Genomic DNA, 23,924 nt, shown 5'->3' with positions numbered 1-23,924 from the left:
CTCAGCGCAGTGGTTGATTGGCAGATTTGTTCGTGTTTTACACTCCAAATCTGACCTAATCAACTGTGCGGGGGTGGGAAGACGAACTCTTCTATGAATGGTCGAGTTCTTTCCCACTCCCTCTCATCAGACAAGGAGGTCCTATGTCTTATTTTCAAAACTTTATGAAGGCCAACAAGGCTTATGTTGACCTGCATGGTGATTACCATTTGCCTCTTCGTCCAAAGACCAAGGTGGCTATCGTGACCTGTATGGACTCACGGCTTCACGTGGCTCAGGCCTTGGGCTTGGATCTGGGTGATGCTCACATTCTGCGGAATGCGGGTGGGCGCGTGACAGAAGACATGATTCGTTCGCTTGTCATTTCCCAGCAGCAACTCGGTACGCGGGAAATCGTTGTGCTCCACCATACAGACTGCGGTGCCCAGACCTTTACCAATGAAGAATTTGTAGTCCAACTCAAGCGAGATTTGGGAGTGGATGTGGCTGGTCAGGACTTTCTTCCTTTTACAGACATAGAAGAAAGCGTGCGGGAGGATATTGCTCTTTTGAAACAATCTCCGCTCATACCTGATGACGTTGAAATTTCAGGGGCTATTTATGATGGGGCCGTATGACAGAGGTTATATGATGACAGGAGGAGTCTAATTGTTTGGATTCCTTTATTTTTTACAAAAATACTTGACAGGGTTTGGTTTTAGTTGTAGAATTGTGTTATAAAAACAATACAAAACAAGGAGACCTTCTTATGTCAGACAATCGAATGAAATACACAATCGATAGCAATATGCAATTTCCTTTGGTGGAAATTGCCTTAGAAGCTGGAGAGTCGGCTTATATTCAACAAGGAAGCATGGTCTACCATACACCGAGTGTGACCTTGAATACCAAGCTTAATGCCCGTGGAGGCTCTGGTTTTGGTAAGCTCATAGGTGCCATTGGTCGTTCTATGGTATCAGGTGAGTCCATGTTTATCACGCAAGCCATTTCCAATAGTGACGATGGAAAGATTGCTCTTGCTCCATCAACTCCGGGGCAGGTCATTGCCTTGGAACTTGGGGCAGAACAATACCGCCTTAATGATGGCGCATTTCTGGCCCTTGATGGTTCAGCTCAGTATAAGATGGAACGCCAAAGTGTTGGTCGTGCCTTCTTTGGTGGTCAGGGTGGCCTCTTTGTTATGACGACAGAGGGTAAGGGTACCCTCTTGGCAAATGCTTTCGGGTCGATTAAGAAGATTGAATTGGATGGCGGGAGTATTACCATTGATAATGCCCATGTGGTAGCTTGGAGCCGTGACCTTAACTACGATATTCACATGGAAAATGGTTTCCTACAATCCATTGGTACTGGCGAAGGGATTGTTAATACCTTCTCGGGCTATGGGGAAATCTATGTACAAAGCTTGAATATTGAAACCTTTGCTCAAGTTATCGGTAGCCATATCGTAACAGGTGGCGATGGTGGAGGAGGTAGTACATCTCTTCTTGATGCGATTTTTTAAGACTCAACCAGCCGAGGCTGGTTGAGTCTTTTCAGAATCCTTGTTGGTCAATAGTGAAACACCAAAATATTTGTCTGCATTAACAATATTTCAAATTTGACATTGATACATAAAATAGTTTACTATAGGGGTATTGTGTATTAAAGGAAAAAATTGTGAGACGTTTTAAGAGAAAGACAAACATTGTAGAAATTTCAAGAAAAACAAGGGTTAGGATGCATAAGTCCGGGAAAAATTGGGTGCGGACTATTTTTTCAAGTATTCAAACTAAGAAATTAAATTTTACCAATAATAAGCTGCTTTCAAATCAGCAATCAGACTGGGTGAGAAATGATGCTTATAATAAAAGTGCAGCTCTCCTTGGTGTCATCATCGGTGGCTATGCTGAAGCTGGAATTGTAATGGCCGAGGAGATAGTAGTTTCAGAGACTAATCAGACCGTTTTAGCGACCACGGACTCGGTTGCTATGAGTACTACTTCAAGTGCAGCAGCTTCTCATTCTGCAGAAATAGATAGTGCCAGCTTAGCTAATTCTCTCTCTGAGTCGCTTGGGAATTCAGTTGCTCAATCCGAATCAATATCTATATCCACAAGCCAGTCTGTATCTGGAGTTATTTCTAGTTCGGAATCTGTATCAGAATCTGAATCAATATCGGAATCACTTTCCTATTCTACATTTGCTTCAGAATCCGCTACAATATCATCGCTTGAATCCCTCTCTACATCTCTATCAGACACCATTACATCTTCAAATATCCTACATAGTAGTATTGTGTCTTCTTCAATCCAATCCAATTCTGAAAGCGATTTGGAGGAAGGGAAACAATCTGAGATGACTTCAGAGTCTGTTTCAGAAAATGTTACTTCAGAGTCTATGACTGCTACCTCGAAATCGCTCGATACAAGTCGGTTTCATTTAGCAGTATCAGCTTTACAGGTGGCGATGGGGCACAGCTTACCTAATACGATTGAGATATCTTCAACACAGTACCAACAGTATCTCGAGGCCAAGCAAGGTGCGGATGATGCTGTGGTGCTGGTAAATCAAGTTTTGAAGGAAGGAGTGGATGAACAGGACAAACTGGATGCTATTAGCATGAGGATTGCTCAGGCGGCAAATAGTTTGACAGGAAGAATCAATCAACTTACTTCAAGAACGGCAATGGTCGGGAGCCAACTACGGGCGTCTTCAAGTATATTAGTATTTTCAGAGTCAGACCATTCTGCAAAATATAGGGACCGACAGATTTCAATAGTTGAGGGTCGTCTTGATACGACTACCAATCTAATTGAATGGACAGTGACTTACCAACCCGTTCAGTCTCTGACAGAAGCCTATGCTGGATTGTATGTCGCGGCTGTTACAGAAATGGGTCCTCCTCAGAATCTTCAGGTAAATGGTATTCCGCTGCTGTTGGATAAGAGTATTCGGAATCGTGAGACGCTGGGAACCAATTTAAGTACGACAGACTATACAGGTCGGTTTTATGGGAATAACTATAGCCTAGGAACGGACAAAGTCACTCTTTCTGGTCCAATTACTTACACATTTTCAACAAGAGTCGGTTCGAGTTTAGCCAATATTGCTCTATATGTGCAGGCGGCTTTGCATCCAACTGATTCGAATGTTCATGCTACTTATAATGAAGCGAATGGTCGAACCAATTTGAGCGGCATGTTAATTGGGTACAAGGCTTCTTTCGTAGCAGATAGTATGAATAGTTTTCTGCAGTCAACATCCGAGTCCATCCAAAACTCCTTAAGCATTCGACAATCGATTAGTCAAAGTCAATCCCTATCTGTTTCAGAAACGCGCTCTGTCTCACAATCTCAGTCTCAGTCCATTTCGCTTTCGAATTCGCAATCAACATCATTGTCGGTATCGGAATTGATTTCTGAGTCTGTCTCGATTTCAGAATCGTCATCATATTCGGAATCCTTGGTAGCTTCTGTTTCAGAATCTATTAGTGAGTCCCTCGCTGAGTCTTTATCAATTTCCCTGTCAGTTTCCATCTCAGAATCAGTCAGCGAGGCCGTCTCTGAGTCAATTTCAGAATCAGTATCAGAGTCCATCAGCGAATCCGTCTCTGAATCCGTTTCAGAGTCCGTCTCAGAATCAGTCAGCGAGTCAGTCTCTGAGTCAATTAGCGAATCAGTTTCAGAATCTCTTTCAGCCTCAGTAAGTGAATCCATTTCAGAATCAGTCAGCGAGTCGATTTCAGAATCAGTCAGCGAGGCCGTCTCTGAGTCAATCTCAGAATCCCTTTCAGAATCCGTATCAGAGTCGGTGTCAGAATCCGTGTCTGAATCAATTTCCGAATCGGTATCTGAGTCAATTTCAGAATCTGTGTCTGAATCAGTCTCTGAGTCAATCAGTGAATCCGTTTCAGAATCAATCTCTGAATCGGTTTCCGAGTCAGTCAGCGAGTCGGTATCAGAGTCCATTTCAGAATCAGTTAGTGAATCAGTCTCTGAGTCCATTTCAGAATCAGTATCAGAGTCAGTTTCCGAATCAATCTCAGAATCAGTATCTGAATCCGTTTCAGAGTCAGTTTCCGAATCTGTATCCGAGTCCGTCTCAGAATCCATTTCCGAGTCAGTAAGTGAATCTGTATCAGAGTCTATTTCCGAGTCCGTCTCAGAATCCCTTTCAGAGTCAATCTCAGAATCAGTTTCTGAGTCAATTTCAGAGTCCATCTCAGAATCCCTTTCAGAATCAGTTTCTGAGTCAGTGTCTGAATCTATTTCAGAGTCAGTCAGCGAGTCCATCTCAGAGTCCATCTCAGAATCAGTCTCTGAGTCCATCTCAGAATCAGTATCCGAGTCCGTCTCAGAATCGGTAAGTGAGTCTGTCTCCGAGTCCGTTTCAGAATCAATCTCAGAATCTACATCAGAGTCAATTTCCGAGTCGGTAAGTGAGTCAATTTCAGAATCCGTATCTGAATCTATCTCCGAGTCAGTCTCAGAATCCATTTCTGAGTCAGTTAGCGAGTCAATCTCAGAATCAGTTTCAGAGTCAGTGTCTGAATCCATTTCAGAATCAGTATCAGAGTCAGTGTCTGAATCCATTTCAGAATCAGTTTCAGAGTCTATTTCAGAGTCTATTTCCGAGTCTGTATCAGAATCAATCTCTGAATCAGTATCAGAATCAGTATCAGAATCAGTATCAGAGTCCATTTCAGAATCCGTCTCAGAGTCAATCAGCGAATCCGTTTCCGAGTCCGTGTCTGAATCCATTTCAGAATCCGTTTCCGAGTCAATCAGCGAATCAGTCTCTGAGTCCATTTCAGAATCAGTATCTGAATCAGTTTCAGAATCAATTTCCGAATCCGTGAGCGAATCAGTATCCGAGTCAGTTTCTGAATCAATCTCAGAATCCGTCTCAGAATCAGTGTCTGAGTCCATCAGCGAATCCGTTTCAGAATCCGTGTCTGAATCCATTTCTGAGTCCATTTCAGAATCCGTTTCCGAATCTGTCTCCGAGTCAGTCTCAGAATCCCTTTCAGAGTCAGTCAGCGAATCCATTTCAGAATCCATTTCAGAATCCGTCTCTGAATCTATCTCAGAATCGGTAAGCGAGTCGATTTCAGAATCTGTATCTGAATCTATCTCGGAATCGGTAAGCGAGTCGATTTCAGAATCCGTCTCAGAATCCATCTCAGAATCACTATCTGAATCAGTATCAGAGTCTATCTCAGAGTCAGTTTCTGAATCAATGTCTGAATCAGTTTTAGAATCAATCAGCGAATCCGTCTCAGAATCCATTTCTGAGTCTGCATCTGAGTCAGTTTCAGAGTCACTCTCAGAGTCAGTCAGCGAGTCGATTTCAGAATCAGTTAGCGAATCAATCTCTGAGTCCGTCTCAGAGTCTATTTCCGAGTCAGTCTCAGAATCTATTTCTGACTCTATTTCAGAATCAGTCAGCGAGTCAGTCTCTGAGTCCATTTCAGAATCAATTTCTGAATCCGTATCAGAGTCAGTTTCAGAATCAGTTTCCGAGTCAGTCAGCGAATCCGTATCTGAATCCATCTCAGAATCAGTAAGCGAGTCGATTTCAGAGTCAGTTTCAGAATCAATTTCAGAGTCAGTTTCAGAATCCCTTTCAGAGTCAGTCAGCGAATCCATTTCAGAATCCATATCAGAATCACTCTCAGAGTCGGTTAGCGAATCTGTCTCAGAGTCCGTCTCTGAGTCTATCTCCGAGTCGGTCAGCGAATCAATTTCTGAATCTACATCAGAGTCAATTTCCGAGTCGGTAAGTGAGTCAATTTCAGAATCCGTATCTGAATCTATCTCCGAGTCAGTCTCAGAATCCATTTCTGAGTCAGTAAGCGAGTCCATCTCAGAATCAGTTTCTGAGTCAATTTCAGAGTCCATCTCAGAATCCCTTTCAGAATCTGTATCTGAATCCATTTCCGAATCAGTCTCAGAATCAGTATCTGAATCAGTTTCAGAATCAATTTCCGAATCAGTTTCAGAGTCAGTTTCAGAATCAGTATCCGAGTCAGTCAGCGAATCAGTTTCAGAGTCCGTGTCTGAATCCCTTTCAGAATCAGTAAGTGAATCTGTATCAGAGTCTATTTCCGAGTCCGTCTCAGAATCAGTTTCAGAGTCAGTTAGCGAGTCCATCTCAGAATCAGTATCTGAGTCCATCTCAGAATCAGTCAGCGAGTCCGTCTCTGAGTCAATCTCAGAGTCCATTTCAGAATCAGTCAGCGAGTCCGTGTCTGAATCCATTTCCGAATCAATCTCTGAGTCAGTCTCCGAGTCAATTTCTGAATCCGTTTCCGAGTCCGTGTCTGAATCCATTTCGGAGTCAGCATCTGAGTCCATTTCAGAGTCAGTATCAGAATCAATTTCAGAATCCGTTTCCGAGTCAGTTTCAGAATCCATCTCAGAATCAGTCAGCGAATCTGTTTCTGAGTCCGTGTCTGAATCCATTTCAGAATCAGTTTCCGAGTCAGTATCAGAATCAGTATCTGAGTCCATTTCAGAGTCAGTATCTGAATCCATCTCAGAATCAGTATCTGAGTCAATTTCCGAGTCCGTTTCCGAGTCAATTTCAGAATCAGTCAGCGAGTCTGTATCAGAATCACTCTCAGAGTCGGTTAGCGAATCCATTTCAGAATCCGTTTCAGAGTCAATCTCTGAGTCAGTCAGCGAGTCAGTATCAGAATCCATCTCAGAATCAGTATTAGAATCCATCTCTGAGTCAGTATCTGAGTCCATTTCAGAGTCTGTATCTGAATCAGTGTCTGAATCCATTTCCGAATCAGTAAGTGAATCCGTCTCAGAGTCTATTTCTGAGTCCATTTCCGAGTCAGTTTCTGAATCCATTTCAAAGTCAGTGTTAGAATCCATCTCTGAATCCATTTCAGAATCAGTGTCTGAATCAGTGTCTGAATCCATTTCAGAATCAGTCTCTGAATCCGTTTCAGAATCCATTTCAGAATCAGTGTCTGAATCCGTCTCAGAATCAATTTCTGAATCCGTATCCGAATCCGTCTCAGAATCAGTCTCAGAGTCCATCAGCGAATCAGTCTCAGAATCCATTTCAGAGTCGACCTCAATCAGGCGTTCGGAAGAAACTCGGACATCAGAATATACTCCGTCTGAGGAAGAATCTCTACTGACTTCAATCTCCTATCTAGTCTCAATTAGTGAATCAATAGTTGCGTCCGTCTCAGAATCGGCGTCCGATTCTTATTCAGAATCGATATCTGATTTGATGAGTAATTCCACATCTGTCTCTCTTTCTGATTCTATGAGTGAGTTGGTATCAGAGTCCATTTCTGATTCTGTAAGCGAGTCTCTCAAAGAGTCTCCTTCGGAGTCCGTCTCCGATTCAGTTATCAAGTCAATGTCAGAATCAGTAAGTGAATCCCTCTCAGAATCTATTTCGAATTCAGTTCGTTGGTCACAGTCACTATCTATGAGTGAAGAAGGTTCTACTTCTCATTCAGAATCTATTACACTAGAAGGTATGAGTGGTAAGCAGCTACAACGAAGTGGTATCCTACCAAATACTGGTGAAGAATCATCTGCTTGGACTAGTCTGCTTGGAGCCTTTTTGCTCATTGGAGGCTTGTTTAAGCGACGTAAAAAACGATATGAAGATGAGTCTGGAGAGTAGCTCTGCTTTTCCAATAGAAAAAGAAGTCCCTTGTCGATTCAAGGGGCTTTTGTGTGCTTGATTGAACCACTTACTGGCATTTTTTGACCACTTGCTGAAATGCCCTTGCAAAATTCGAGTAAGTTGATATAATAAAACTAGAAAAAGCAAAGGAGGTCTTATGAAAGTTCGGATTGAATTAGATGATAGCTTAGAGCAAGTCGAAGTGATTATCAGAAGTAGCCAACTAGGACCAGAGTTGGAACGCATCCAGCAGGCTTTGCAACAGGTTAGCCGTCCCTCGCTTGTCTTTTACAAAGGAACCAGTGAATATTTCTTGAAACTAGAAGACCTGCTCTTTTTTGAAACGGATGGAACCAAGATGATGGGACATACCAGGGATGATGCCTATGAAGTCAAGATGAAACTCTATGAATTAGAAGACTGCCTCCCTGCTTATTTTTGTCGGGTTTCCAAGTCAACCATTGCAAATAGCAAGGCCGTTTATTCGCTGGACAAATCCTTTTCAGGAACTAGTCGGATTTCCTTCTATCAGACCTACAAGGAAGTCCACGTGTCGCGGCATTATTATCATCTATTAAAAGAAAAGTTACGAGAAGTGAGGTAGAGAGATGAAAAAATATGGTTTAGGGATTGCCCTGCTGGTCCTAGCAGTCTTGGTTCTATTTAGGGATTCACTGGGCTTGCATTTGGCTCTGCCCTTTTGGACAACAGTCTGGTTTGTTTTAACCTTTGTGACTGGTTTTCACCGCTTAGTGAAGCTGGATTGGCTTGCCAGTATCTTTTGTTTTGGTCTAGCTTTTATAGCGGTGAACTCAGTTTATGATTGGGTGGAATTTGGGACCTGGAACATGGTTCTATCACTTGTCCTGCTCTGCCTTGGCTTGAAACTGATTTTTAAACCCAAGAAGCGCAGACCGGCTCATGGAGTTGGTACAGGGGTGATTGGCGATAAGGGTCGGGAAATAGCTTTTGGCTCCTCTACTCGCTACATTCATGAGGAAAATTTTACCTACGATAGTGTGGAAGTGGCCTTTGGCTCCAGTATGGTTTATTTTGATCAGGCGATTATTCTGGGAGATAAGGCTGAATTTCATATAGATGCAGCTTTCTCATCAGTTAATCTTTATCTGCCGGCAAATTGGCAGGCGGTCGTGGAGCTAGACAGTTCTATGTCTGCTGTCAATAACTATGCAACTGGTATGGGAGAAAAGATGCTGCATATCACAGGAGATATGGCTTTCTCCACTTTGAATATCTATTACACCTAGAGTGAACAGAGAGTAGTCTATCCAGGCTCCTCTGTAGGATAAAAAGTCGGAATATTCTGAAAATTAACCAAAAGAAAGGGATTATCATGAAAAAGATTTTGAAAAACACAACTTATCTATGGGTACTGACTGCGGATATGCTGTCCAATTTTGGCGATGTGGTCTATTATTTGGCCTTGATGAACTATGTTTTGCTGGTGCCCAACAGCCGTCTGGCTCTGGCGATTGTGACCTTCTCGGAAATCTTCCCTAGCTTTATGGGACTCTTTACAGGCTATCTGGCAGACAAGACGGTCAATAAAATCGGTACCATTAAGCTGACCCTGCTCTTTCGTATCCTTCTCTACTTCATCCTCGGCTTCTGCATGGGCTTTGAGCCAGCCCTCTGGATTGTCGTGGTGGCTGCAACTTTCAATGTCTTTGCAGACTTCGCTGGCTTCTATGAAAACGGCCTCTATGCACCTCTGGGATTACGCGTAGCACCCAAGGAAGAGCGGGAGCAGTACTCGGCTTTTCGCCAGACCGTGACCAGCCTCCTCAACATCGCCTCTCAGGCCCTCTCTGCCCTCTTGGTCGGCCTCCTCTCCTACCAAAACCTGGCCTTTCTCAACGCCGGCACCTTTTTAGCCTCCCTCCTCATCATGCAGCTGCTGACGCCAGCCTTTCGCAAACTCCTGACGGAGCAGCCTTTGAAAATAGCAGAGCAGCCGAGCCAGACTGTGCAAAAAACCAAGGGACCAGGTATTCTAGCTTCTTTCAAGCAAGCAATCGTGGAGCTACGTAAAATCTCCGAGTTCCGTCTGGTCCTGATTACCAGCCCTCTTATCAATGCCTGCGGAGCGATTCTCTATCCTATTCTGGTCCTGCTGATTAGCGAAGACCCAGACCTTGTCTTCCTCAATGTTGAAACAACCCTTGCCCTGACCATTCTGATTTTCTTTGTCGGCAATATTCTGGGATCGACCTTGGTCTTTAGCCTCTTCAAAAAGACCAGCATGGTGACGCTAGAAGTGGCAGCTACTTTCTCTCTACTTGGCGTTTTTGTCGGAATGTTGCTACATCAACTGCCAATTATTTTCTTCTTCCTTACTACAATGGGGATTAGTTCAGGGGCTAGTGGACCTAAGTTTAACGCTAAGTTTGTCAATTCCATGCCAGAGGAGCAGTTGGCAACCATTGGCGGAGCAGTATCAACCTATTTTATGCTAGGTCAAGCCTTTACTCGACTATTGGTTTCGGGTTTGGTCTTGGTGCTAACAGTGGATCAGATTAGCGGTCTTTTCCTAACAGCTACTGGAATCTTAGTCCTCTATGTCTTCTACTGGCTGGCACGTAACCAAAAAACACCTCAAAATCAGTCTGTTTAGGCTGATTTTTCTGTTTTCTTACTCGTATCTATGCTATAATGTTCTTGATTGAAATTTTACAGGAGAGAAACATGACCAAACCAATTCGCGTGCGTTACGCACCAAGTCCAACGGGACTTTTGCATATCGGAAATGCTCGTACAGCATTGTTTAACTATCTTTTTGCCCGTCATCACGGCGGTACTTTCCTTATTCGTATCGAGGACACAGACCGCAAACGCCATGTGGAAGACGGAGAGCGTTCTCAGCTGGAAAACCTGCGTTGGTTGGGTATTGATTGGGATGAAAGCCCAGAAACCCATGAGCAATACCGCCAGTCTGAGCGTTTGGATATTTACCAGAAGTATGTGGGTGAGCTCTTGGCTTCAGGCAAGGCCTACAAGTCTTATGTGACCGAAGAAGAATTGGCAGCGGAGCGTGAGCGTCAGGAAGCTGCTGGTGAAACACCTCGCTACGTCAACGAATACCTGGGTATGTCTGAAGATGAAAAAACAGCCTACATAGCAGAGCGTGAGGCGGCAGGCATTGTCCCAACTGTCCGCTTGGCTGTCAATGAAGCTGGTATTTACAAGTGGAATGACATGGTTAAGGGTGAGATTGAGTTTGAAGGTGGCAACATCGGTGGTGACTGGGTTATTCAGAAACGTGACGGTTACCCAACCTACAACTTTGCCGTGGTTATTGACGATCATTTGATGGAGATTTCGCACGTTATCCGCGGAGACGATCACATTGCCAATACACCTAAGCAATTGATGGTCTATGAAGCACTAGGCTGGGAAGCTCCAGAATTTGCCCACATGACCTTGATTATAAACTCTGCAACCGGTAAAAAATTGTCCAAACGTGACACCAACACCCTGGCCTTTATCGAAGATTACCGTCGTAAAGGTTACATGCCTGAAGCTGTTTTCAACTTTATCGGTCTTTTGGGTTGGAACCCTGGTGGTGAGGAGGAAATCTTCTCCCGTGAGCAATTTATCCAACTCTTCGATGAAAATCGTCTCAGCAAGTCACCAGCTGCCTTTGATCAGAAGAAAATGGATTGGATGAGCAATGAGTACATCAAAAATGCTGATTTGGAGACCATTTTCAACCTTGCTAAACCATTCTTGGAAGAGGCTGGTCGCTTGACAGACAAGGCAGAAAAATTGGTGGAACTCTACAAGCCACAGATGTCATCTGCGGATGAAATCGTTGGTTTGACAGACCTTTTCTTCTCTGATTTCCCAAAATTGACAGACGAGGAAAAAGAAGTCATGGCTGGCGAAACGGTACCAACTGTTCTCAATGCCCTCAAGGAAAAATTGGAAGCCATGACCGACGAAGATTTCCAACCAGATAATATCTTCCCACAAATCAAAGCTGTTCAAAAAGAGACTGGCATTAAGGGCAAAAACCTCTTCATGCCAATCCGTATCGCCGTTTCAGGCGAAATGCACGGACCAGAGTTGCCAAATACCATTTACCTGCTCGGCCGTGAAAAATCTATCCAGCATATTGATAATATGTTGAAGAGTTTGTAATGAAATAAATAATAAGGAAGTTGGATATATGTTCAACTTCTTTTGATTATGCTTTAAAAAATTTTCATCTGAGGTTATAATAGGAAATAAATGCAACAAGGAGATAGGAAAGATGGAGAAAAAAGGAATGCGATTGGTTGCGATGATTGAGAGCAAAGATGAGAAATATGAAGTCATCAACTTTTTACCAGATATTAAGGTCGAACATACAGATGGAAAAAATTTTAAGATAGAAGAAAAAGACTATATCAAAATCCCATATGCAGAAGGAATTGATGACTTGACTGTTATTGTTGGGGAAAATGGAGTTGGGAAGACTAGGTTGGTGAATGATATACTGTCTCAAAGTGAAAAGAAGCTCTTTATTTATAGGTTAGGAAAAGATAAACTTAAATTTGGTGAAATCATCTTCCCTAAATTGAACCAAACAGATTACAAGGATGAATATAATACACAATATAGAGCGAAGTATATAAAATTAAGAGATGATATCTTAAATAACTCTTTCATTAGAGAAAAATTCCAAAAGTCTTCGAGTGATGATTGGTTCAAACAAATCTTGAAGTATAGGATTGATGCAATAGGCGAACAGTTAATCAAACGTAAGTTGCTATCTATGTGGGATAACATTCGATTTAGTGAAAACTTGTCAGATTCTTCTTTAGAAAAAAGTGGGATGAACGGATTATTTCAGAAATTGAAAGAAGCATCGGGCAATAATAAGCAGATACTGACAATAGTATCAGAGATAGAAGAACTTATAAATTCACATAATGGGGAGGAATAGATGATATATATCGATACAGAACCATATCGCAAAAAGAAAAACTATTTTGGGAATAGGACCACAGTTGAAGAGCTATATTTTGAAAGAATATTAGATAAGTCTAAAAATCTTTTAGATTTGGCTGAGTTGAAGGTATTTATTGAAAAAAATATTCCTAATGGTATTGGTAGCAACTGGAATGGAGAAGCAGTTTTTAAGTATTTAATATTATTGCCGCCCGAGGAACTAGCTAAGTTTGCTAAAATTAAGTATACTGAAATATGTAATGATTTGAAGTCTAGTCAATCTGAAGTCGTTGATGACTTGAAAAAGGTTTATACAGACTATAGTATTTTGTCTAAATCGATTGTTTTGGGTAAATCAGAAATTAACATCAATCAATTTCTTGTTAGGGAATTAGGAATAACTGTTTGTCCGTATTGTAATCGAAATTATATCAATAATCGTGGGGATAGATTTGCGGCACAAATGGACCATTTTTATAGTAAGGATGAATTTCCATGGTTAGCGGTTAGCCTATATAATTTAATTCCATCTTGTGGAGCTTGTAATCATATCAAGGGGACTAAAGATTTTAACGTTCATCCATTCATAAAGTCTGATGTTGAGAAGAACGAAGTGAAATTTAGTTATCAACAGACTACATCTGATGACGTTAAAGTAATTATTTCTACTACTAAGGTGAGAAAGGGAGACATAGGAACAATCAAACTTGAAGAAGCTTATAGTATTCATAATCTTGATGTGAGAAATATGCTTTTACGAGAAGAGAAATATTCGAAGAAATATAGGGAAGAGTTGCGTCAGTTACTGCAGACAGATGGTGGTATCGAAAGTCAATTATCTCTAACGGATGACGAGATAGATAGAATGATTTATGGTGATGTGATTTTTGAGGAGGATATAAAGAATGTATCTCTTGGAAAATTCCGAAAGGACATATATCAAGAAATTAAAAAGTTACGGGATTATTAAATTCTCTATCTCGGCCGTGAAAAATCTATCCAGCATATTGAGAATATGTTGAAGAGTTTGTAATACAAATAATCCCCACTGTCATATATGGCGGTGGGGATTTGTTATAGTTTAAAACTATGGAAATAAGCTTGAAAACGATATAACCAGTTTCTGAAAAACTATGGTATCATAAATAAATCATTACTATTTAGGAGAGAGTATGGAAAATCATAATTTTGAAAATCAGGGTACTTTTAATCGAGAGATGAACAGTCGCCATTTGCAGATGTTGTCTATCGGTGGGGTTATCGGGACAGGTTTGTTCTTGAGTTCAGGCTATACCATTGCACAGGCTGGGCCTTTTGGAGCTATTGCGGCCTATCTTTTCGGAGCTGTCATGGTTTATTTGGTTATGTTTTCTTTGGGTGAATTGTCGGTTGCAATGCCGGTGACTGGATCTTTCCACACCTATGCGACCAAGTTTATCAGTCCTGGAACGGGCTTCATGGTGGCCTGGATGTATTGGCTTTGCTGGGTCGTTGCTCTGGCATCGCAGTTTGTTGGGGCAGCCCAGCTCATGCAACGCTGGTTTCCTAGTGTGCCGATTTGGATTTTTGCAACGATTTTTGCAGTGATTGTCTTTGGCTTGAACACCCTATCAGTTGGCTGGTTTGCCAAGGCAGAAGATGCGCTCTCGTCTATCAAGGTCTATGCCATAGCAGCCTTTATCGTGCTTGGGACTTTGGCTATTTTTGGTATTTTGCCTTTTGAGGGAACCAATGCTGCGCCGCTATTTAACAACATCACAAGTAATGGATTGCTCCCAAACGGATTAGTAGGCTTTATCACGGTCATGTTGTCCGTTAACTATGCCTTTTCAGGTGTGGAAATGATCGGAATTGCGGCAGGTGAAACAGATAATCCCAAGAAAGCTGTACCGCAAGCCATTAAGTCAACTATCGGTCTATTGGTTATCTTCTTTGTCTTGACAATTGTAGTTTTGGCAGCTCTACTTCCTATGTCAGAAGCAGGTGTGACAGAAGCGCCATTCGTACTTGTCTTGGACAAGATTGGCTTCCCATATGCTGCTGATATTATGAACTTCATCATCTTGACAGCTATCTTATCTGCATCGACTTCAGGGCTCTATGCTTCAAGCCGTATGCTTTGGTCTTTGGCCAATGAAGGCATGATTAGTAAGGAATTAGTGAAGATTAACAAGCATGGTGTGCCTATGCGGGGCATGATTTTGTCCATGATTGGTGTTGTCATCGCCTTGATTGCGTCAATTTATGCAGAAGATACCATCTTCTTGGCCCTGGTTTCTATTGCTGGTTTTGCAGTTGTCATTGCTTGGTTGGCCATTCCTCTGGCACAAATCGGTTTCCGTCGTGAATTTTTGAAAACTCACAGTGAAGATGAATTGGAATACAAGACGCCCTTCTCACCGATTTTGCCATGGATTACCGTTATTTTGCTGGTTATTTCTATCATCGGAATCGGTTGGGATCCTTCACAGCGTGCCGGTCTTTACTTTGGTGTGCCATTCATGATTGGCTGCTATATTTATCACTATATCCGCTTTAAAAAGTGGTAGGAGGTTTCGAGTATGGGGCGTTTTAAAGAACTACTAGAACAAAAGGAATATATCATTTTACACGGTGCTCTTGGGACGGAATTGGAATTTCGAGGTCATGATGTATCAGGTAAGCTCTGGTCAGCCAAGTATCTTTTGGAGAATCCCCAGTATATCAAGGATATTCATAAGGACTACATTCGTGCAGGTGCGGACTTGGTGACAAGCTCCACCTATCAGGCGACCTTTGAAGGATTAGCAGAAGTTGGCTTGTCACAAGCAGAGGCGGAGGACCTCATTCGCTTGACCGTTGATTTGGCCAAGGAAGCGCGTGATGAGGTCTGGGCAGAATTGTCTGAAGCTGAAAAAGTACAACGAAGCTATCCTCTCATTTCAGGAGACGTGGGTCCCTACGCAGCCTATTTGGCCAACGGTGCTGAATACACGGGTGATTATGGCAACATTAGTCTGTCAGAGTTAAAAGATTTCCACCGTCGCCGAATTGAGCTTCTCTTAGAACAGGGAGCGGAACTCTTGGCCTTGGAAACCATCCCAAATGTTCTTGAAGCACAAGCCTTGGTAGAGTTGCTAGCAGAGGATTTTCCAAATGTCGAAGCCTATATTAGCTTCACATCACAGGACGGTCAGTCGATTTCTGACGGAACGTCTATTGAAAAAATAGCAGAGCTGGTCAACAGCAGTGAGCAGATTTTGGCGGTTGGTCTTAACTGTACGGCTCCTTCTCTCTACCCAGCCTTTCTCAGTCAGTTGAGAGAGAAAACGGATAAACCATTTGTCACCTATCCAAATTCGGGTGAGGTCTATGATGGAGCCACTCAAACATGGAAAGAAGAAGCTGACCATAGCCACTCTCTATTGGACAATACTCTTGAATGGCACAAACTGGGTGCCAAGGTAGTTGGAGGCTGCTGTCGTACTCGACCAGCTGATATTGCAAGTCTAGTTGCTGGATTGAAATAAATGAATCCCCGCTGTCCTGTGACAGCGGGGATTTTGTTATCAATTCTGTAATTTTTCCTCAATCTGCTGGAGTAGGTTTTCTAAATTTTCCTTCTGTTCTTGGAGTAGGAGGATTTGTTTTTCACGGTCGGCAATTTCATCCAGTATGACCTGTTTGTTTTCTTTTAGCTGTTCGAGACTGCCGCATTTGGTGTCGTGAAGTTCTTTGATACGGATAATAGCTTTCACAGATAGGCCTAACTGGCGAAGTCCTAGTATATTTTCTAGGTTGTTGATTTCTTCTTCGTTCCAGTAGTAGTTACCGTTAACCAGCTGAGGTTGTAGCAATCCTTGTTCGGTGTAGAAACGAAGCGTATCACGTTTGATACCAAATTGTTGCATAACTTGTCCTGTTTTCATAATCTCCTCTTGACAGTGCCTTACCCCCTCATGATACATTGGTGGGGAAAGGAGTTCTATATGATTATTGTTGTTAAATGCTTGATTGTGCTTTATTTGGGGCTATTACCGCTATCTGCTTGGGTATATCGTAAGCAACTTCCTAACCGGTTACTGGTTTTATATGCTTGCCCAGTTCTGCTCAGTTTATTGGGCTGGCAGACAGTTTGGGGATTTATTTTCGGTTTAATCTTGGCTTGCGGTGTGCGTGTCTTAGGTGGTCGCATTCTTTTTGGGAGAAATCGTCTCAGTCACTTTTTATCTCATGTTTTACTGAGTAGCATTCTCGCTCTTGCCCTGTTATTGTTCTAAAAACAATCTCTCCACATAGTCTTTCTGCCTTGGAATGACCAGTTCTGTTTCAAGAAAGTCTTTCAACTTTTCCTGTGGGACCCAGATGTAGTTGCTGGTTTCGTAGACTTGGAGTTGGATAGCAGCTTTGTCCCAGTCGGTTTTAGCCCAGTAGCAGTGGAAAATGCACTGGTCGTCATGGGCGACAAAGTGTGTATGGTGGCGGAGTTGGTCAGCTGTCAGCTCAATGCCTGTCTCTTCGCGGACTTCGCGCAAAATGGCCTGCTCTGCTATTTCCCCAAACAAAGCCGAACCTCCTGCTGTCGCTTCATAATAGTCGGGGTAGGAGGACTTGGTGATGTCGCGTTTCATGAAGAGGGTGCTGCCGTCGTGGTGGCGGATGATGCACTCGACGACCAAGTGGTAGAGGCCGTCGGGAATGGTTTCTCCACGTGTGAGAGTGTGGTCGGTCAGCTGACCGTCGGCTGTGTAGGCGTTCCAGATTTCCATAGCTTGCTCCTTTTCTATCCTTCTATTATAGCATAAGAAATTTTCCTGTGAGCTTGTACGGACAAGTTTGTGGTATAATGGGCTGACGAAAGTAAAGGAGAAATTTTATGCAACCTATTATTCCTCATCTTTGGTATGATACAGAGGCAAAAGAAGCGGTAGCTTTCTACGTGGATCTATTCGGAGGCAAGATTGACTGGACCTACACCATTACGGATACGCCTTCGGGTGATTCAGATTTGATTCAGTTTCAACTGGGCGATATGACCTTGGCGGCTATTAGTGCGGGTCCATACTTTAAGCTCAATGAGTCCATGTCGCTTATGGTCAATGTAGCCAACAAGGACGAAGTGACACGTTTGTACCAAGCCTTGTCAGAAGGCGGTCGTATTCTCATGCCTTTGGGTGAATATCCTTTCAGCCCTTACTATGTCTGGTTGGAAGACCGCTTTGGTTTGTCTTGGCAGCTGTCTTATGCACCGGACTTGGACAAGCCTTATCAGTTTGACATCTGCCTGCTCTTCTCGCAGGATCAGGTTGGTTTGGCCCAGCCTATGTTGGACTACTACAAGGACAAGCTCCCTCAGGCTAGTGTCGGTCAACTTTCCTACTACGGTGAAGGGGAGGCTGCTGTTGAGGCTGCCAAACTGAATTATGCGGAACTTCTTGTCGCTGGACAGAAAATGATTGTTATGGACCACGGCTACGGTGGCGAAGCTTCATTCAACGAAGCCTTCTCGCTCATGGTCTATGTGGATAGTCAGGACGAACTCAATTTCTATTATGACCTCCTGTCAGCAGTGCCAGAGGCGGAAATGTGCGGTTGGGTCAAGGACCAGTTTGGGATTTCTTGGCAGATTGTGCCACGTATTTTGATGGAAGCATACGATACGGCTAGCCCAGAAACTGTCAAGGCTGTTAATGATGCCGTTCTGCAAATGCGTCGTCTGGATTTTGACCAGATTAAAGAGATTTTATCCTAAAAAGCTGACTTCGGTCAGTTTTTCTCCTTGTGGACAATCAAAAGAAAATGTAGCAGTATCAAAAAGCCTCTAAAGACACGACAGATGCATGAAGAACATTTTGTTTTCAGAAATCATGTTTTCAAGGCATCGTCAGTTTTGGGTCAAAAATGTGATATAAGTCCTCGGAAATGAGGGATTAACTTTGCTGAAGTGTAAGTTTTTTGAAAATATTTTGAAAAAATGTGTGTAACCAGAAAATAGGTACATGCATTTTCTTCTTGTGTATGGTGCCTATAAACGTGATGTTTATTGGCTTTTTTGAATTTTATGGTATAATAGAGGTAATTTTGAAAGATGGAGTGACGGTTTGAAGAAAAGCTATCGTGTCAAGCGTGAACGAGATTTTAATGACATTTTTACAAAAGGAAAGAATGTAGCCAATCGGAAGTTTGTGGTTTACTGCTTACCCAAAGACCAGGCTCATTTCCGAGTAGGTCTATCTGTCAGCAAAAAATTGGGAAACGCTGTCATGAGAAATCGCATTAAGCGAAGACTTCGCCATGTCCTGATAGAATGCCAGCAAGAGTTGGTGACGGATGACTTTGTAATCATCGCTCGTAAAGGAGTTGAAGAGCTGTCCTATCAGGAAATCAAGAAAAACCTCATCCATGTTTTAAAACTAGCTAAATTATACCAGGAAGGTGTTGTGATTGAAAAAGAATCTTAAGTGGGCTGGGCTACTGACCACGACTCTACTCGTGCTTACCGCTTGTGGAACAGGAACAGCCTCCAGTCAGTCTTCGGGCGCATGGAATGGATTGATTCATTGGTTTGCTAGCATTATTCAATTCTTGTCCATCAACGGTCAGATTGGTATCGGGATTATTCTCTTTACGATTATCATTCGGACTATCTTATTGCCTTTGTTCCAAATTCAAATGAATTCTTCGCGTAAGATGCAGGAACTTCAACCCCAGCTACGTGCTTTACAGGAAGAGTATGCTGGAAGTGATATGGATACTCGTCAGAAATTATATGAGGAAACACGAAAACTCTATAAAGAGAACGGTGTCAACATGACCTCATCCATGTGGCCACTCTTAATTCAGATGCCGATTTTGATAGCTCTTTATCAAGCTCTGATAACGGAGGAAGCTCTCAAGGTTGGACAGTTCCTCTGGGTAAATCTTGGTGAATCTGACCCCTATTTTATCTTTCCAGTTTTAGCAGCAGCCTTCACCTTCTTAAGTACTTGGTTGGCCAATAAGGCAGCCATTGAGAAAAACGGTGCCATTACAGCTATGATGTACATCATGCCAGTACTGATTTTCTTCTTTGCTGTTACAGCCGCTAGTGGTGTGGCCTTGTACTGGACCGTATCTAACGCTTATCAAGTGGTTCAAACCTTGGTGTTTAATAATCCTTTCAAAATCATAGCAGAGCGTCAAGCTAAAATTGATGCTGAAAAAGAGCGTCAAGCTAAAATCAGACGGGCTCAGAAAAAGGCTCGCAAACAGAAGTAGGATGAAACGAATAGGAGAGAGAAAATGAAATTTACAGGTGCAAATGTTGAAGAAGCCATTCAAAATGGTCTAGAAGAATTGAATATTCCCCGTAAGAAGGCACATATCACTGTTGTAGCGCGTGAGAAGAAAGGTTTCTTTGGTTTTGGTAAAAAACCAGCCATCGTAGATATTGACGTCATCAACGAAACAACAGTTGTCAAAGCCAACCAAAAGGCTGTTCGAGGCGTTCCAAGTGAAATCAATGAACTTAATGAGCCAGTCAAGAGTGTTTCAGAAGCTACGATTGATTTAGGAAAAGTTGTTGCGGCAGTTAAGGAATTTGAAAAATCTGGTCAAACGCTTGATGATGAGATTAAGGTTCAGATTTTGAAGAACGAAAAAGAAGCGACAACCATTCTTGAAGAAACTGGGCGCATTGAAATTCTTTCTGACGAATTGTTAGCAAGTGTCAGTCAGACACCTACTCAAGAAGAAGTGATTAGCCCAGAGCCAGTTGTCAAGGATGAATTTGCTGATTTAAATATCAAAGTGGAGCCCCAGTACGACATTGAACAGGTTGTTGCAGAGGTTTCTGCCTATATTCAAGAAATTCTAGACGACATGGATGTGGAAGCAAGTATTGAAACCAGCCATAGCCGACGTACAATCAATATCCAAGTGGATACCAATGAACCAGGACGTGTCATTGGCTATCACGGCAAGGTCTTGAAAGCTCTGCAACTCTTGGCTCAGAACTTCCTTTACAACCGTTACGAACGTAATTTCTACATTACCATCAATGTGAATGACTATGTAGAACACCGTGCAGAAGTTCTTCAAGGCTATGCGCAAAAATTGGCTGAACGTGTATTGGTTGAACAGGAAGCCTACCACACAGACCCTATGTCAAGCAGTGAACGTAAAATCATCCACCGCATTATTTCTAAGATGGACGGTTTGACAAGTTATTCAGAAGGTAGCGAACCAAACCGCTATGTAGTGGTAGATATTGAAGGACATCGCGATTAAGAAGAGGCACAGCCTCTTTTTTTCAATGTTTTTTCTTAATCTGATTGAAAATAGAACAGAATAGCTTGACAAACCCCCAGAATTTATATAAAATAGTTTGGTATGTTTAGTAACTGATCAAAACTAGCCGGCTAAACGAATACAAGAATCTAAGAGGAGGTATTCATCGTGAAACGTACTTTTCAACCAAGTAAAATCCGTCGCGCACGTAAACACGGTTTCCGTAGCCGTATGGCAACTAAAAACGGCCGTCGCGTGTTAGCAGCTCGTCGCCGTAAGGGACGTAAAGTTCTTACAGTAGCATAAGAATACAATTAAAACCAGCAGAAACTCGAGTCTGCTGGTTTTTTCGTCGTTATTTCACATTGAGAAGATGCTTTTCGATAGCCTTGGCCAAGCCAGATTCATTATGGCTGTCTGTGATATCATCTGCGAACTTTAGTAGGGATGGACTTGCATTTTTCATGGCAATGCCAAGCCCTGCCCATTGGAGCATTTGGATATCATTGTCCCCATCTCCAACTGCCATGACTTCCTCTGGAGTTATGCCGAGCTTCTCTGTTAGTCTAGCCAAGGCACTAGCCTTACTAACTCCTTTTGGAAGGGCTTCAAAAGCGTAGTCTAAACTACGGACAGGTTGGAAGTTTTCTGCTAGTTGGTTACCGTAAGCTAGTTGCAGTTGATCCAGTTCCTCAGCCTCTCCCATAAAAATCGGCACAAGGACAGGTATGTTCAAGGAGCGAAAGTTCTCCAATTCGGTATGGTAAAGGATAGAAGATTCGATGATGGCATCATTTTTTGTGGCTTTATTGAGCTCCTTACCTAGTGCATAATTGGCATGAGGTGTAAAGAGGACCAAGTTAAGACTAGGGAACTCCTCTAGAAATTTTGCTAATTGTTCAACATGAGCTAGCGGTGTCGACTGATAAGACAGGATAGACCAGTCATCAGTTGAAAGGGTCAGACAGCCGTTGTTGCCAATGGCATAGGGGGAATGTGGCAACTGCAATTGGTCAAAGTAGGGTTGAATACCAGACAGGGGGCGTCCTGTACACAGTACCACCATTATTCCAGCATCAGTGGCTTGACGTAAGGCCTGCTGGTTGCGAGGGGAAATCTCCTTTTTATCGTCCAACAGAGTTCCATCCATATCAATAGCGAGTAGTTTAATCATTATTTATTCTCCTTTTCAGATTATTGTAGCATATTCTCTACAAAACTGTCTTGAAAGCTAGAGGTCTAAAGTATGGTATAATAGTAGAAAAGAAAGAGAAATAAGATGATAGAAATTTTTGATACCCATACCCACCTCAACGTTGAGCAGTTTGAGGGGCGGGTCCAAGAAGAATTAGACTTTGCCAAGGAAATGGGGGTCACCCTCCACAATGTGGTCGGTTTTGACCGAGCAACCATTGACAAGGCTATGGAGCTTGCTGACCAGCACCCTGAAATTTATCTGACATTGGGCTGGCATCCGACAGAGGCTGGCACCTATGACGAGGAAGTAGAAAGCTACTTGCTTGAAGCACTTAAGCATCCCAAGGTCATTGCCTTGGGGGAGATTGGGCTGGACTACTACTGGATGACGGCGGATAAGGAAACCCAGGCTCGTGTTTTCAAGCGACAGATGGAGTTGGCCAAGCAGTTGGACTTACCCTTTGTGGTTCATACTCGCGACGCTCTGGAAGATACCTACCAGATCATCAAGGAAGTCGGCGTCGGTCCACGCGGAGGCATCATGCATTCCTTCTCTGGCACTCTGGAGGAGGCTCAAGCTTTCATGGACCTGGGCATGCACATCTCCTTCTCGGGAGTGGTGACCTTCAAAAAAGCCGTTGAACTTCAGGAAGCGGCGCAAGCATTGCCCCTAGACAAAATTCTGGTCGAAACGGACGCACCCTACCTGGCCCCAGTTCCCAAGCGTGGTCGGGAAAATCGCACCGGATACACTAGATATGTGGTGGAAATGCTGGCCCAGCTTCGCAACCAGTCGGTCGAAGAAGTGGCGAAAGCGACCTACGAGAATGCAAGGAGCTTGTTCAGAATTGACACAGAAAATTAAGATACAAGAAGTCCTCGTTGTCGAGGGCAAGGATGATACAGCAAACCTAAAACGGTTTTACGAGGTGAATACCTACGAAACCAGAGGCTCTGCCATATCAGACGATGATTTGGAACGCATCGAGAAACTCCATGACCTGCGTGGCGTTATTGTCTTCACCGACCCAGACTACAATGGGGAGCGGATTCGAAAGATCATTATGCAGGCCATTCCCACGGTCAAACACGCCTTTTTACAGCGGGACGAGGCTACCCCAAAGTCCAAAACAAAAGGGCGGTCCTTGGGCATTGAGCACGCCAGCTTTGAAGACTTGGAAAAGGCCCTAGCAGGCCTGCGTGGCTACTATGATGATGAAAACAACTTTGACATTAGCAAGTCAGACCTGATGCGCCTTGGATTGCTGATGGGTGGTGACAGCCGCCAGCGGAGGGAGTATCTGGGAGAAAAGCTCCGCATCGGCTATTGCAACGGCAAGCAACTCCTCAAACGATTGGAATTGTTTGGGATAAGTCTGGCGGAAGTTGAGGAGGCTATGAGGGAGTATGAGTGAATTGGAAACAGGCAAGGAAGTATTTGCTATGAACCAGCTGGATTTGACTGCTGGCTGCAATCTCTTCTTACAAAACATTGCTGTAAAAACTGAGTTTCCACTTCTGACAGCAGAAGAGTTGTTTTTACAGTTACAGAAGGAAATCCAGGAAAATCAGCAGGCGATTAAGGCAGGTCAAGGGATCAGCCTAGAGCGTGTCAAAAAGAAGTATGGAATTTGAGTTTTATCCAGAGATACTTACATCGGTAGTTGAGATGAGATAGGCAAATTTTTCCAGAACGTGGCTTTAACGCCGATAATCGTTTTGGTAAGCAGATAGACCCGCCTCATCTGACCCGAGGCTATGTCATTGGAAAAGACTACATCGCCCTCTATCGCGTGGTGAAAAATGAAGTTCAACTGGGTTACCTTTTTGCAACCAAGAGTGATTAAATCAAGTTGTTGAAGTGAGGGGTGAAATAACTTCGTCGT

The 23,924-nt window shown here is 43.1% G+C and carries 23 protein-coding genes and 1 pseudogene; 21 read left to right on the top strand and 3 right to left on the bottom strand.

All coding sequences use genetic code 11. The features are described from left to right. Positions 1 to 143 precede the first annotated feature (143 nt). The 12 genes and pseudogenes from RFK25_RS02565 (at position 144) to mmuM (ending at position 16,103) form a co-directional block, all read left to right on the top strand. Positions 144 to 617 carry a beta-class carbonic anhydrase gene (locus tag RFK25_RS02565; protein WP_332411289.1) on the top strand — a complete coding sequence of 158 codons (474 nt, stop codon included), beginning with the start codon at positions 144 to 146 and terminating at the stop codon, positions 615 to 617. A gap of 131 nt (positions 618 to 748) precedes the next feature. After that, complete coding sequence (locus tag RFK25_RS02560) at positions 749 to 1,504, top strand: TIGR00266 family protein (protein ID WP_105118602.1); 756 nt, start codon at positions 749 to 751, stop codon at positions 1,502 to 1,504. Between the two features lie 155 nt (positions 1,505 to 1,659). Continuing rightward, positions 1,660 to 4,491 (top strand): annotated as a pseudogene (locus RFK25_RS02555) (KxYKxGKxW signal peptide domain-containing protein); the annotation flags it as partial. Between the two features lie 2,946 nt (positions 4,492 to 7,437). Next, on the top strand, positions 7,438 to 7,638 hold the full coding sequence (locus RFK25_RS02550) for an LPXTG cell wall anchor domain-containing protein (RefSeq protein WP_332411327.1): 201 nt from the start codon (positions 7,438 to 7,440) through the stop codon (positions 7,636 to 7,638). A 160-nt stretch (positions 7,639 to 7,798) separates the two neighbouring features. Continuing rightward, positions 7,799 to 8,245, top strand: coding sequence for a LytTR family DNA-binding domain-containing protein (locus tag RFK25_RS02545; protein WP_332411287.1), 447 nt, complete (start codon positions 7,799 to 7,801; stop codon positions 8,243 to 8,245). Positions 8,246 to 8,249: 4 nt separating this feature from the next. After that, the gene (locus RFK25_RS02540; protein ID WP_332411285.1) at positions 8,250 to 8,909 is read left to right on the top strand and encodes a LiaF transmembrane domain-containing protein; all 660 of its coding nucleotides are present in this window, start codon (positions 8,250 to 8,252) and stop codon (positions 8,907 to 8,909) included. Positions 8,910 to 8,995: 86 nt separating this feature from the next. Beyond that, positions 8,996 to 10,276 carry an MFS transporter gene (locus RFK25_RS02535; RefSeq protein ID WP_332411284.1) on the top strand — a complete coding sequence of 427 codons (1,281 nt, stop codon included), beginning with the start codon at positions 8,996 to 8,998 and terminating at the stop codon, positions 10,274 to 10,276. Between the two features lie 71 nt (positions 10,277 to 10,347). Then, positions 10,348 to 11,802, top strand: a complete 1,455-nt coding sequence (gltX, locus tag RFK25_RS02530; RefSeq protein ID WP_332411283.1) for a glutamate--tRNA ligase — start codon at positions 10,348 to 10,350, stop codon at positions 11,800 to 11,802. Positions 11,803 to 11,914: 112 nt separating this feature from the next. Next, entirely contained in the window at positions 11,915 to 12,589 is a 675-nt protein-coding gene (locus RFK25_RS02525) for a hypothetical protein (RefSeq protein ID WP_332411282.1), read from the top strand. Continuing rightward, complete coding sequence (locus tag RFK25_RS02520; protein WP_332411280.1) at positions 12,590 to 13,564, top strand: hypothetical protein; 975 nt, start codon at positions 12,590 to 12,592, stop codon at positions 13,562 to 13,564. Positions 13,565 to 13,766: 202 nt separating this feature from the next. Further along, entirely contained in the window at positions 13,767 to 15,143 is a 1,377-nt protein-coding gene (locus RFK25_RS02515; RefSeq protein WP_332411278.1) for an amino acid permease, read from the top strand. Between the two features lie 12 nt (positions 15,144 to 15,155). Beyond that, positions 15,156 to 16,103, top strand: a complete 948-nt coding sequence (gene mmuM, locus RFK25_RS02510; protein ID WP_332411277.1) for a homocysteine S-methyltransferase — start codon at positions 15,156 to 15,158, stop codon at positions 16,101 to 16,103. Between the two features lie 39 nt (positions 16,104 to 16,142). Here the strand turns inward: mmuM and RFK25_RS02505 are convergent, their stop codons facing one another. After that, positions 16,143 to 16,502, bottom strand: coding sequence for a MerR family transcriptional regulator (locus RFK25_RS02505; protein ID WP_332411275.1), 360 nt, complete (start codon positions 16,500 to 16,502; stop codon positions 16,143 to 16,145). A 60-nt stretch (positions 16,503 to 16,562) separates the two neighbouring features. Between RFK25_RS02505 and RFK25_RS02500 the strand changes: the two genes are divergently transcribed. Beyond that, positions 16,563 to 16,853: a hypothetical protein gene (locus RFK25_RS02500; protein ID WP_332411273.1), complete on the top strand. Its 291-nt coding sequence runs from the start codon at positions 16,563 to 16,565 to the stop codon at positions 16,851 to 16,853. On the opposite strand, the gene RFK25_RS02495 is transcribed toward RFK25_RS02500, so the two are convergent. After that, positions 16,842 to 17,342 (bottom strand): NUDIX hydrolase, encoded by a 501-nt coding sequence (locus RFK25_RS02495; protein ID WP_332411271.1) that lies wholly within the window; start codon positions 17,340 to 17,342, stop codon positions 16,842 to 16,844. The two genes, RFK25_RS02500 and RFK25_RS02495, sit on opposite strands and share 12 nt — an antisense overlap. Before the next feature lie 107 nt (positions 17,343 to 17,449). On the opposite strand from RFK25_RS02495, the gene RFK25_RS02490 reads away from it, so the two are divergent. From RFK25_RS02490 to rpmH, 5 genes are all read left to right on the top strand, one after another. Further along, positions 17,450 to 18,325, top strand: a complete 876-nt coding sequence (locus RFK25_RS02490) for a VOC family protein (RefSeq protein WP_332411270.1) — start codon at positions 17,450 to 17,452, stop codon at positions 18,323 to 18,325. A 349-nt stretch (positions 18,326 to 18,674) separates the two neighbouring features. Further along, on the top strand, positions 18,675 to 19,034 hold the full coding sequence (rnpA, locus tag RFK25_RS02485; RefSeq protein ID WP_332411269.1) for a ribonuclease P protein component: 360 nt from the start codon (positions 18,675 to 18,677) through the stop codon (positions 19,032 to 19,034). Beyond that, a complete protein-coding gene (locus tag RFK25_RS02480) occupies positions 19,018 to 19,830 on the top strand; it encodes a membrane protein insertase YidC (protein ID WP_172090931.1) in 813 nt (270 codons plus the stop codon). The genes rnpA and RFK25_RS02480 overlap by 17 nt, the downstream gene beginning before the upstream one ends. 24 nt (positions 19,831 to 19,854) lie before the next feature. After that, complete coding sequence (jag, locus tag RFK25_RS02475; protein WP_332411267.1) at positions 19,855 to 20,841, top strand: RNA-binding cell elongation regulator Jag/EloR; 987 nt, start codon at positions 19,855 to 19,857, stop codon at positions 20,839 to 20,841. A gap of 168 nt (positions 20,842 to 21,009) precedes the next feature. After that, a complete protein-coding gene (gene rpmH / locus RFK25_RS02470) occupies positions 21,010 to 21,147 on the top strand; it encodes a 50S ribosomal protein L34 (protein WP_002939016.1) in 138 nt (45 codons plus the stop codon). Between the two features lie 49 nt (positions 21,148 to 21,196). Here rpmH and RFK25_RS02465 read toward each other — a convergent pair whose 3' ends face one another. Beyond that, on the bottom strand, positions 21,197 to 22,015 hold the full coding sequence (locus RFK25_RS02465) for a Cof-type HAD-IIB family hydrolase (RefSeq protein WP_332411266.1): 819 nt from the start codon (positions 22,013 to 22,015) through the stop codon (positions 21,197 to 21,199). Between the two features lie 105 nt (positions 22,016 to 22,120). On the opposite strand from RFK25_RS02465, the gene RFK25_RS02460 reads away from it, so the two are divergent. Genes RFK25_RS02460 through relB form a run of 3 tightly spaced genes read left to right on the top strand, consistent with a single transcriptional unit; the run spans position 22,121 to position 23,673 of the window. After that, a complete protein-coding gene (locus RFK25_RS02460; RefSeq protein ID WP_332411264.1) occupies positions 22,121 to 22,903 on the top strand; it encodes a TatD family hydrolase in 783 nt (260 codons plus the stop codon). After that, entirely contained in the window at positions 22,887 to 23,453 is a 567-nt protein-coding gene (gene rnmV, locus RFK25_RS02455; RefSeq protein WP_332411261.1) for a ribonuclease M5, read from the top strand. Before RFK25_RS02460 ends, rnmV begins: the two co-directional genes overlap by 17 nt. Beyond that, entirely contained in the window at positions 23,446 to 23,673 is a 228-nt protein-coding gene (gene relB, locus RFK25_RS02450) for a type II toxin-antitoxin system RelB/ParD family antitoxin (protein WP_332411259.1), read from the top strand. Before rnmV ends, relB begins: the two co-directional genes overlap by 8 nt. Positions 23,674 to 23,924 lie beyond the last annotated feature (251 nt).

This window comes from Streptococcus sp. SS-4456, from assembly GCF_036680365.1.
Taxonomy (GTDB): Bacteria; Bacillota; Bacilli; order Lactobacillales; family Streptococcaceae; genus Streptococcus.
Note: the sequence above shows the minus strand (reverse complement) of the source record. Positions and strands in the feature narration are given on the sequence as shown.

Excerpts from the sequence above, each read along its gene's own strand:
- RFK25_RS02565 (WP_332411289.1), top strand. The coding sequence starts at position 144 with ATGTCTTATTTTCAAAACTTTATGAAGGCCAACAAGGCTTATGTTGAC.
- RFK25_RS02560 (WP_105118602.1), top strand. The coding sequence starts at position 749 with ATGTCAGACAATCGAATGAAATACACAATCGATAGCAATATGCAATTT.
- RFK25_RS02550 (WP_332411327.1), top strand. The coding sequence starts at position 7,438 with ATGAGTGAAGAAGGTTCTACTTCTCATTCAGAATCTATTACACTAGAA.
- RFK25_RS02545 (WP_332411287.1), top strand. The coding sequence starts at position 7,799 with ATGAAAGTTCGGATTGAATTAGATGATAGCTTAGAGCAAGTCGAAGTG.
- RFK25_RS02540 (WP_332411285.1), top strand. The coding sequence starts at position 8,250 with ATGAAAAAATATGGTTTAGGGATTGCCCTGCTGGTCCTAGCAGTCTTG.
- RFK25_RS02535 (WP_332411284.1), top strand. The coding sequence starts at position 8,996 with ATGAAAAAGATTTTGAAAAACACAACTTATCTATGGGTACTGACTGCG.
- gltX (WP_332411283.1), top strand. The coding sequence starts at position 10,348 with ATGACCAAACCAATTCGCGTGCGTTACGCACCAAGTCCAACGGGACTT.
- RFK25_RS02525 (WP_332411282.1), top strand. The coding sequence starts at position 11,915 with ATGGAGAAAAAAGGAATGCGATTGGTTGCGATGATTGAGAGCAAAGAT.
- RFK25_RS02520 (WP_332411280.1), top strand. The coding sequence starts at position 12,590 with ATGATATATATCGATACAGAACCATATCGCAAAAAGAAAAACTATTTT.
- RFK25_RS02515 (WP_332411278.1), top strand. The coding sequence starts at position 13,767 with ATGGAAAATCATAATTTTGAAAATCAGGGTACTTTTAATCGAGAGATG.
- mmuM (WP_332411277.1), top strand. The coding sequence starts at position 15,156 with ATGGGGCGTTTTAAAGAACTACTAGAACAAAAGGAATATATCATTTTA.
- RFK25_RS02505 (WP_332411275.1), bottom strand. The coding sequence starts at position 16,502 with ATGAAAACAGGACAAGTTATGCAACAATTTGGTATCAAACGTGATACG.
- RFK25_RS02500 (WP_332411273.1), top strand. The coding sequence starts at position 16,563 with ATGATTATTGTTGTTAAATGCTTGATTGTGCTTTATTTGGGGCTATTA.
- RFK25_RS02495 (WP_332411271.1), bottom strand. The coding sequence starts at position 17,342 with ATGGAAATCTGGAACGCCTACACAGCCGACGGTCAGCTGACCGACCAC.
- RFK25_RS02490 (WP_332411270.1), top strand. The coding sequence starts at position 17,450 with ATGCAACCTATTATTCCTCATCTTTGGTATGATACAGAGGCAAAAGAA.
- jag (WP_332411267.1), top strand. The coding sequence starts at position 19,855 with ATGAAATTTACAGGTGCAAATGTTGAAGAAGCCATTCAAAATGGTCTA.
- RFK25_RS02465 (WP_332411266.1), bottom strand. The coding sequence starts at position 22,015 with ATGATTAAACTACTCGCTATTGATATGGATGGAACTCTGTTGGACGAT.
- RFK25_RS02460 (WP_332411264.1), top strand. The coding sequence starts at position 22,121 with ATGATAGAAATTTTTGATACCCATACCCACCTCAACGTTGAGCAGTTT.
- relB (WP_332411259.1), top strand. The coding sequence starts at position 23,446 with ATGAGTGAATTGGAAACAGGCAAGGAAGTATTTGCTATGAACCAGCTG.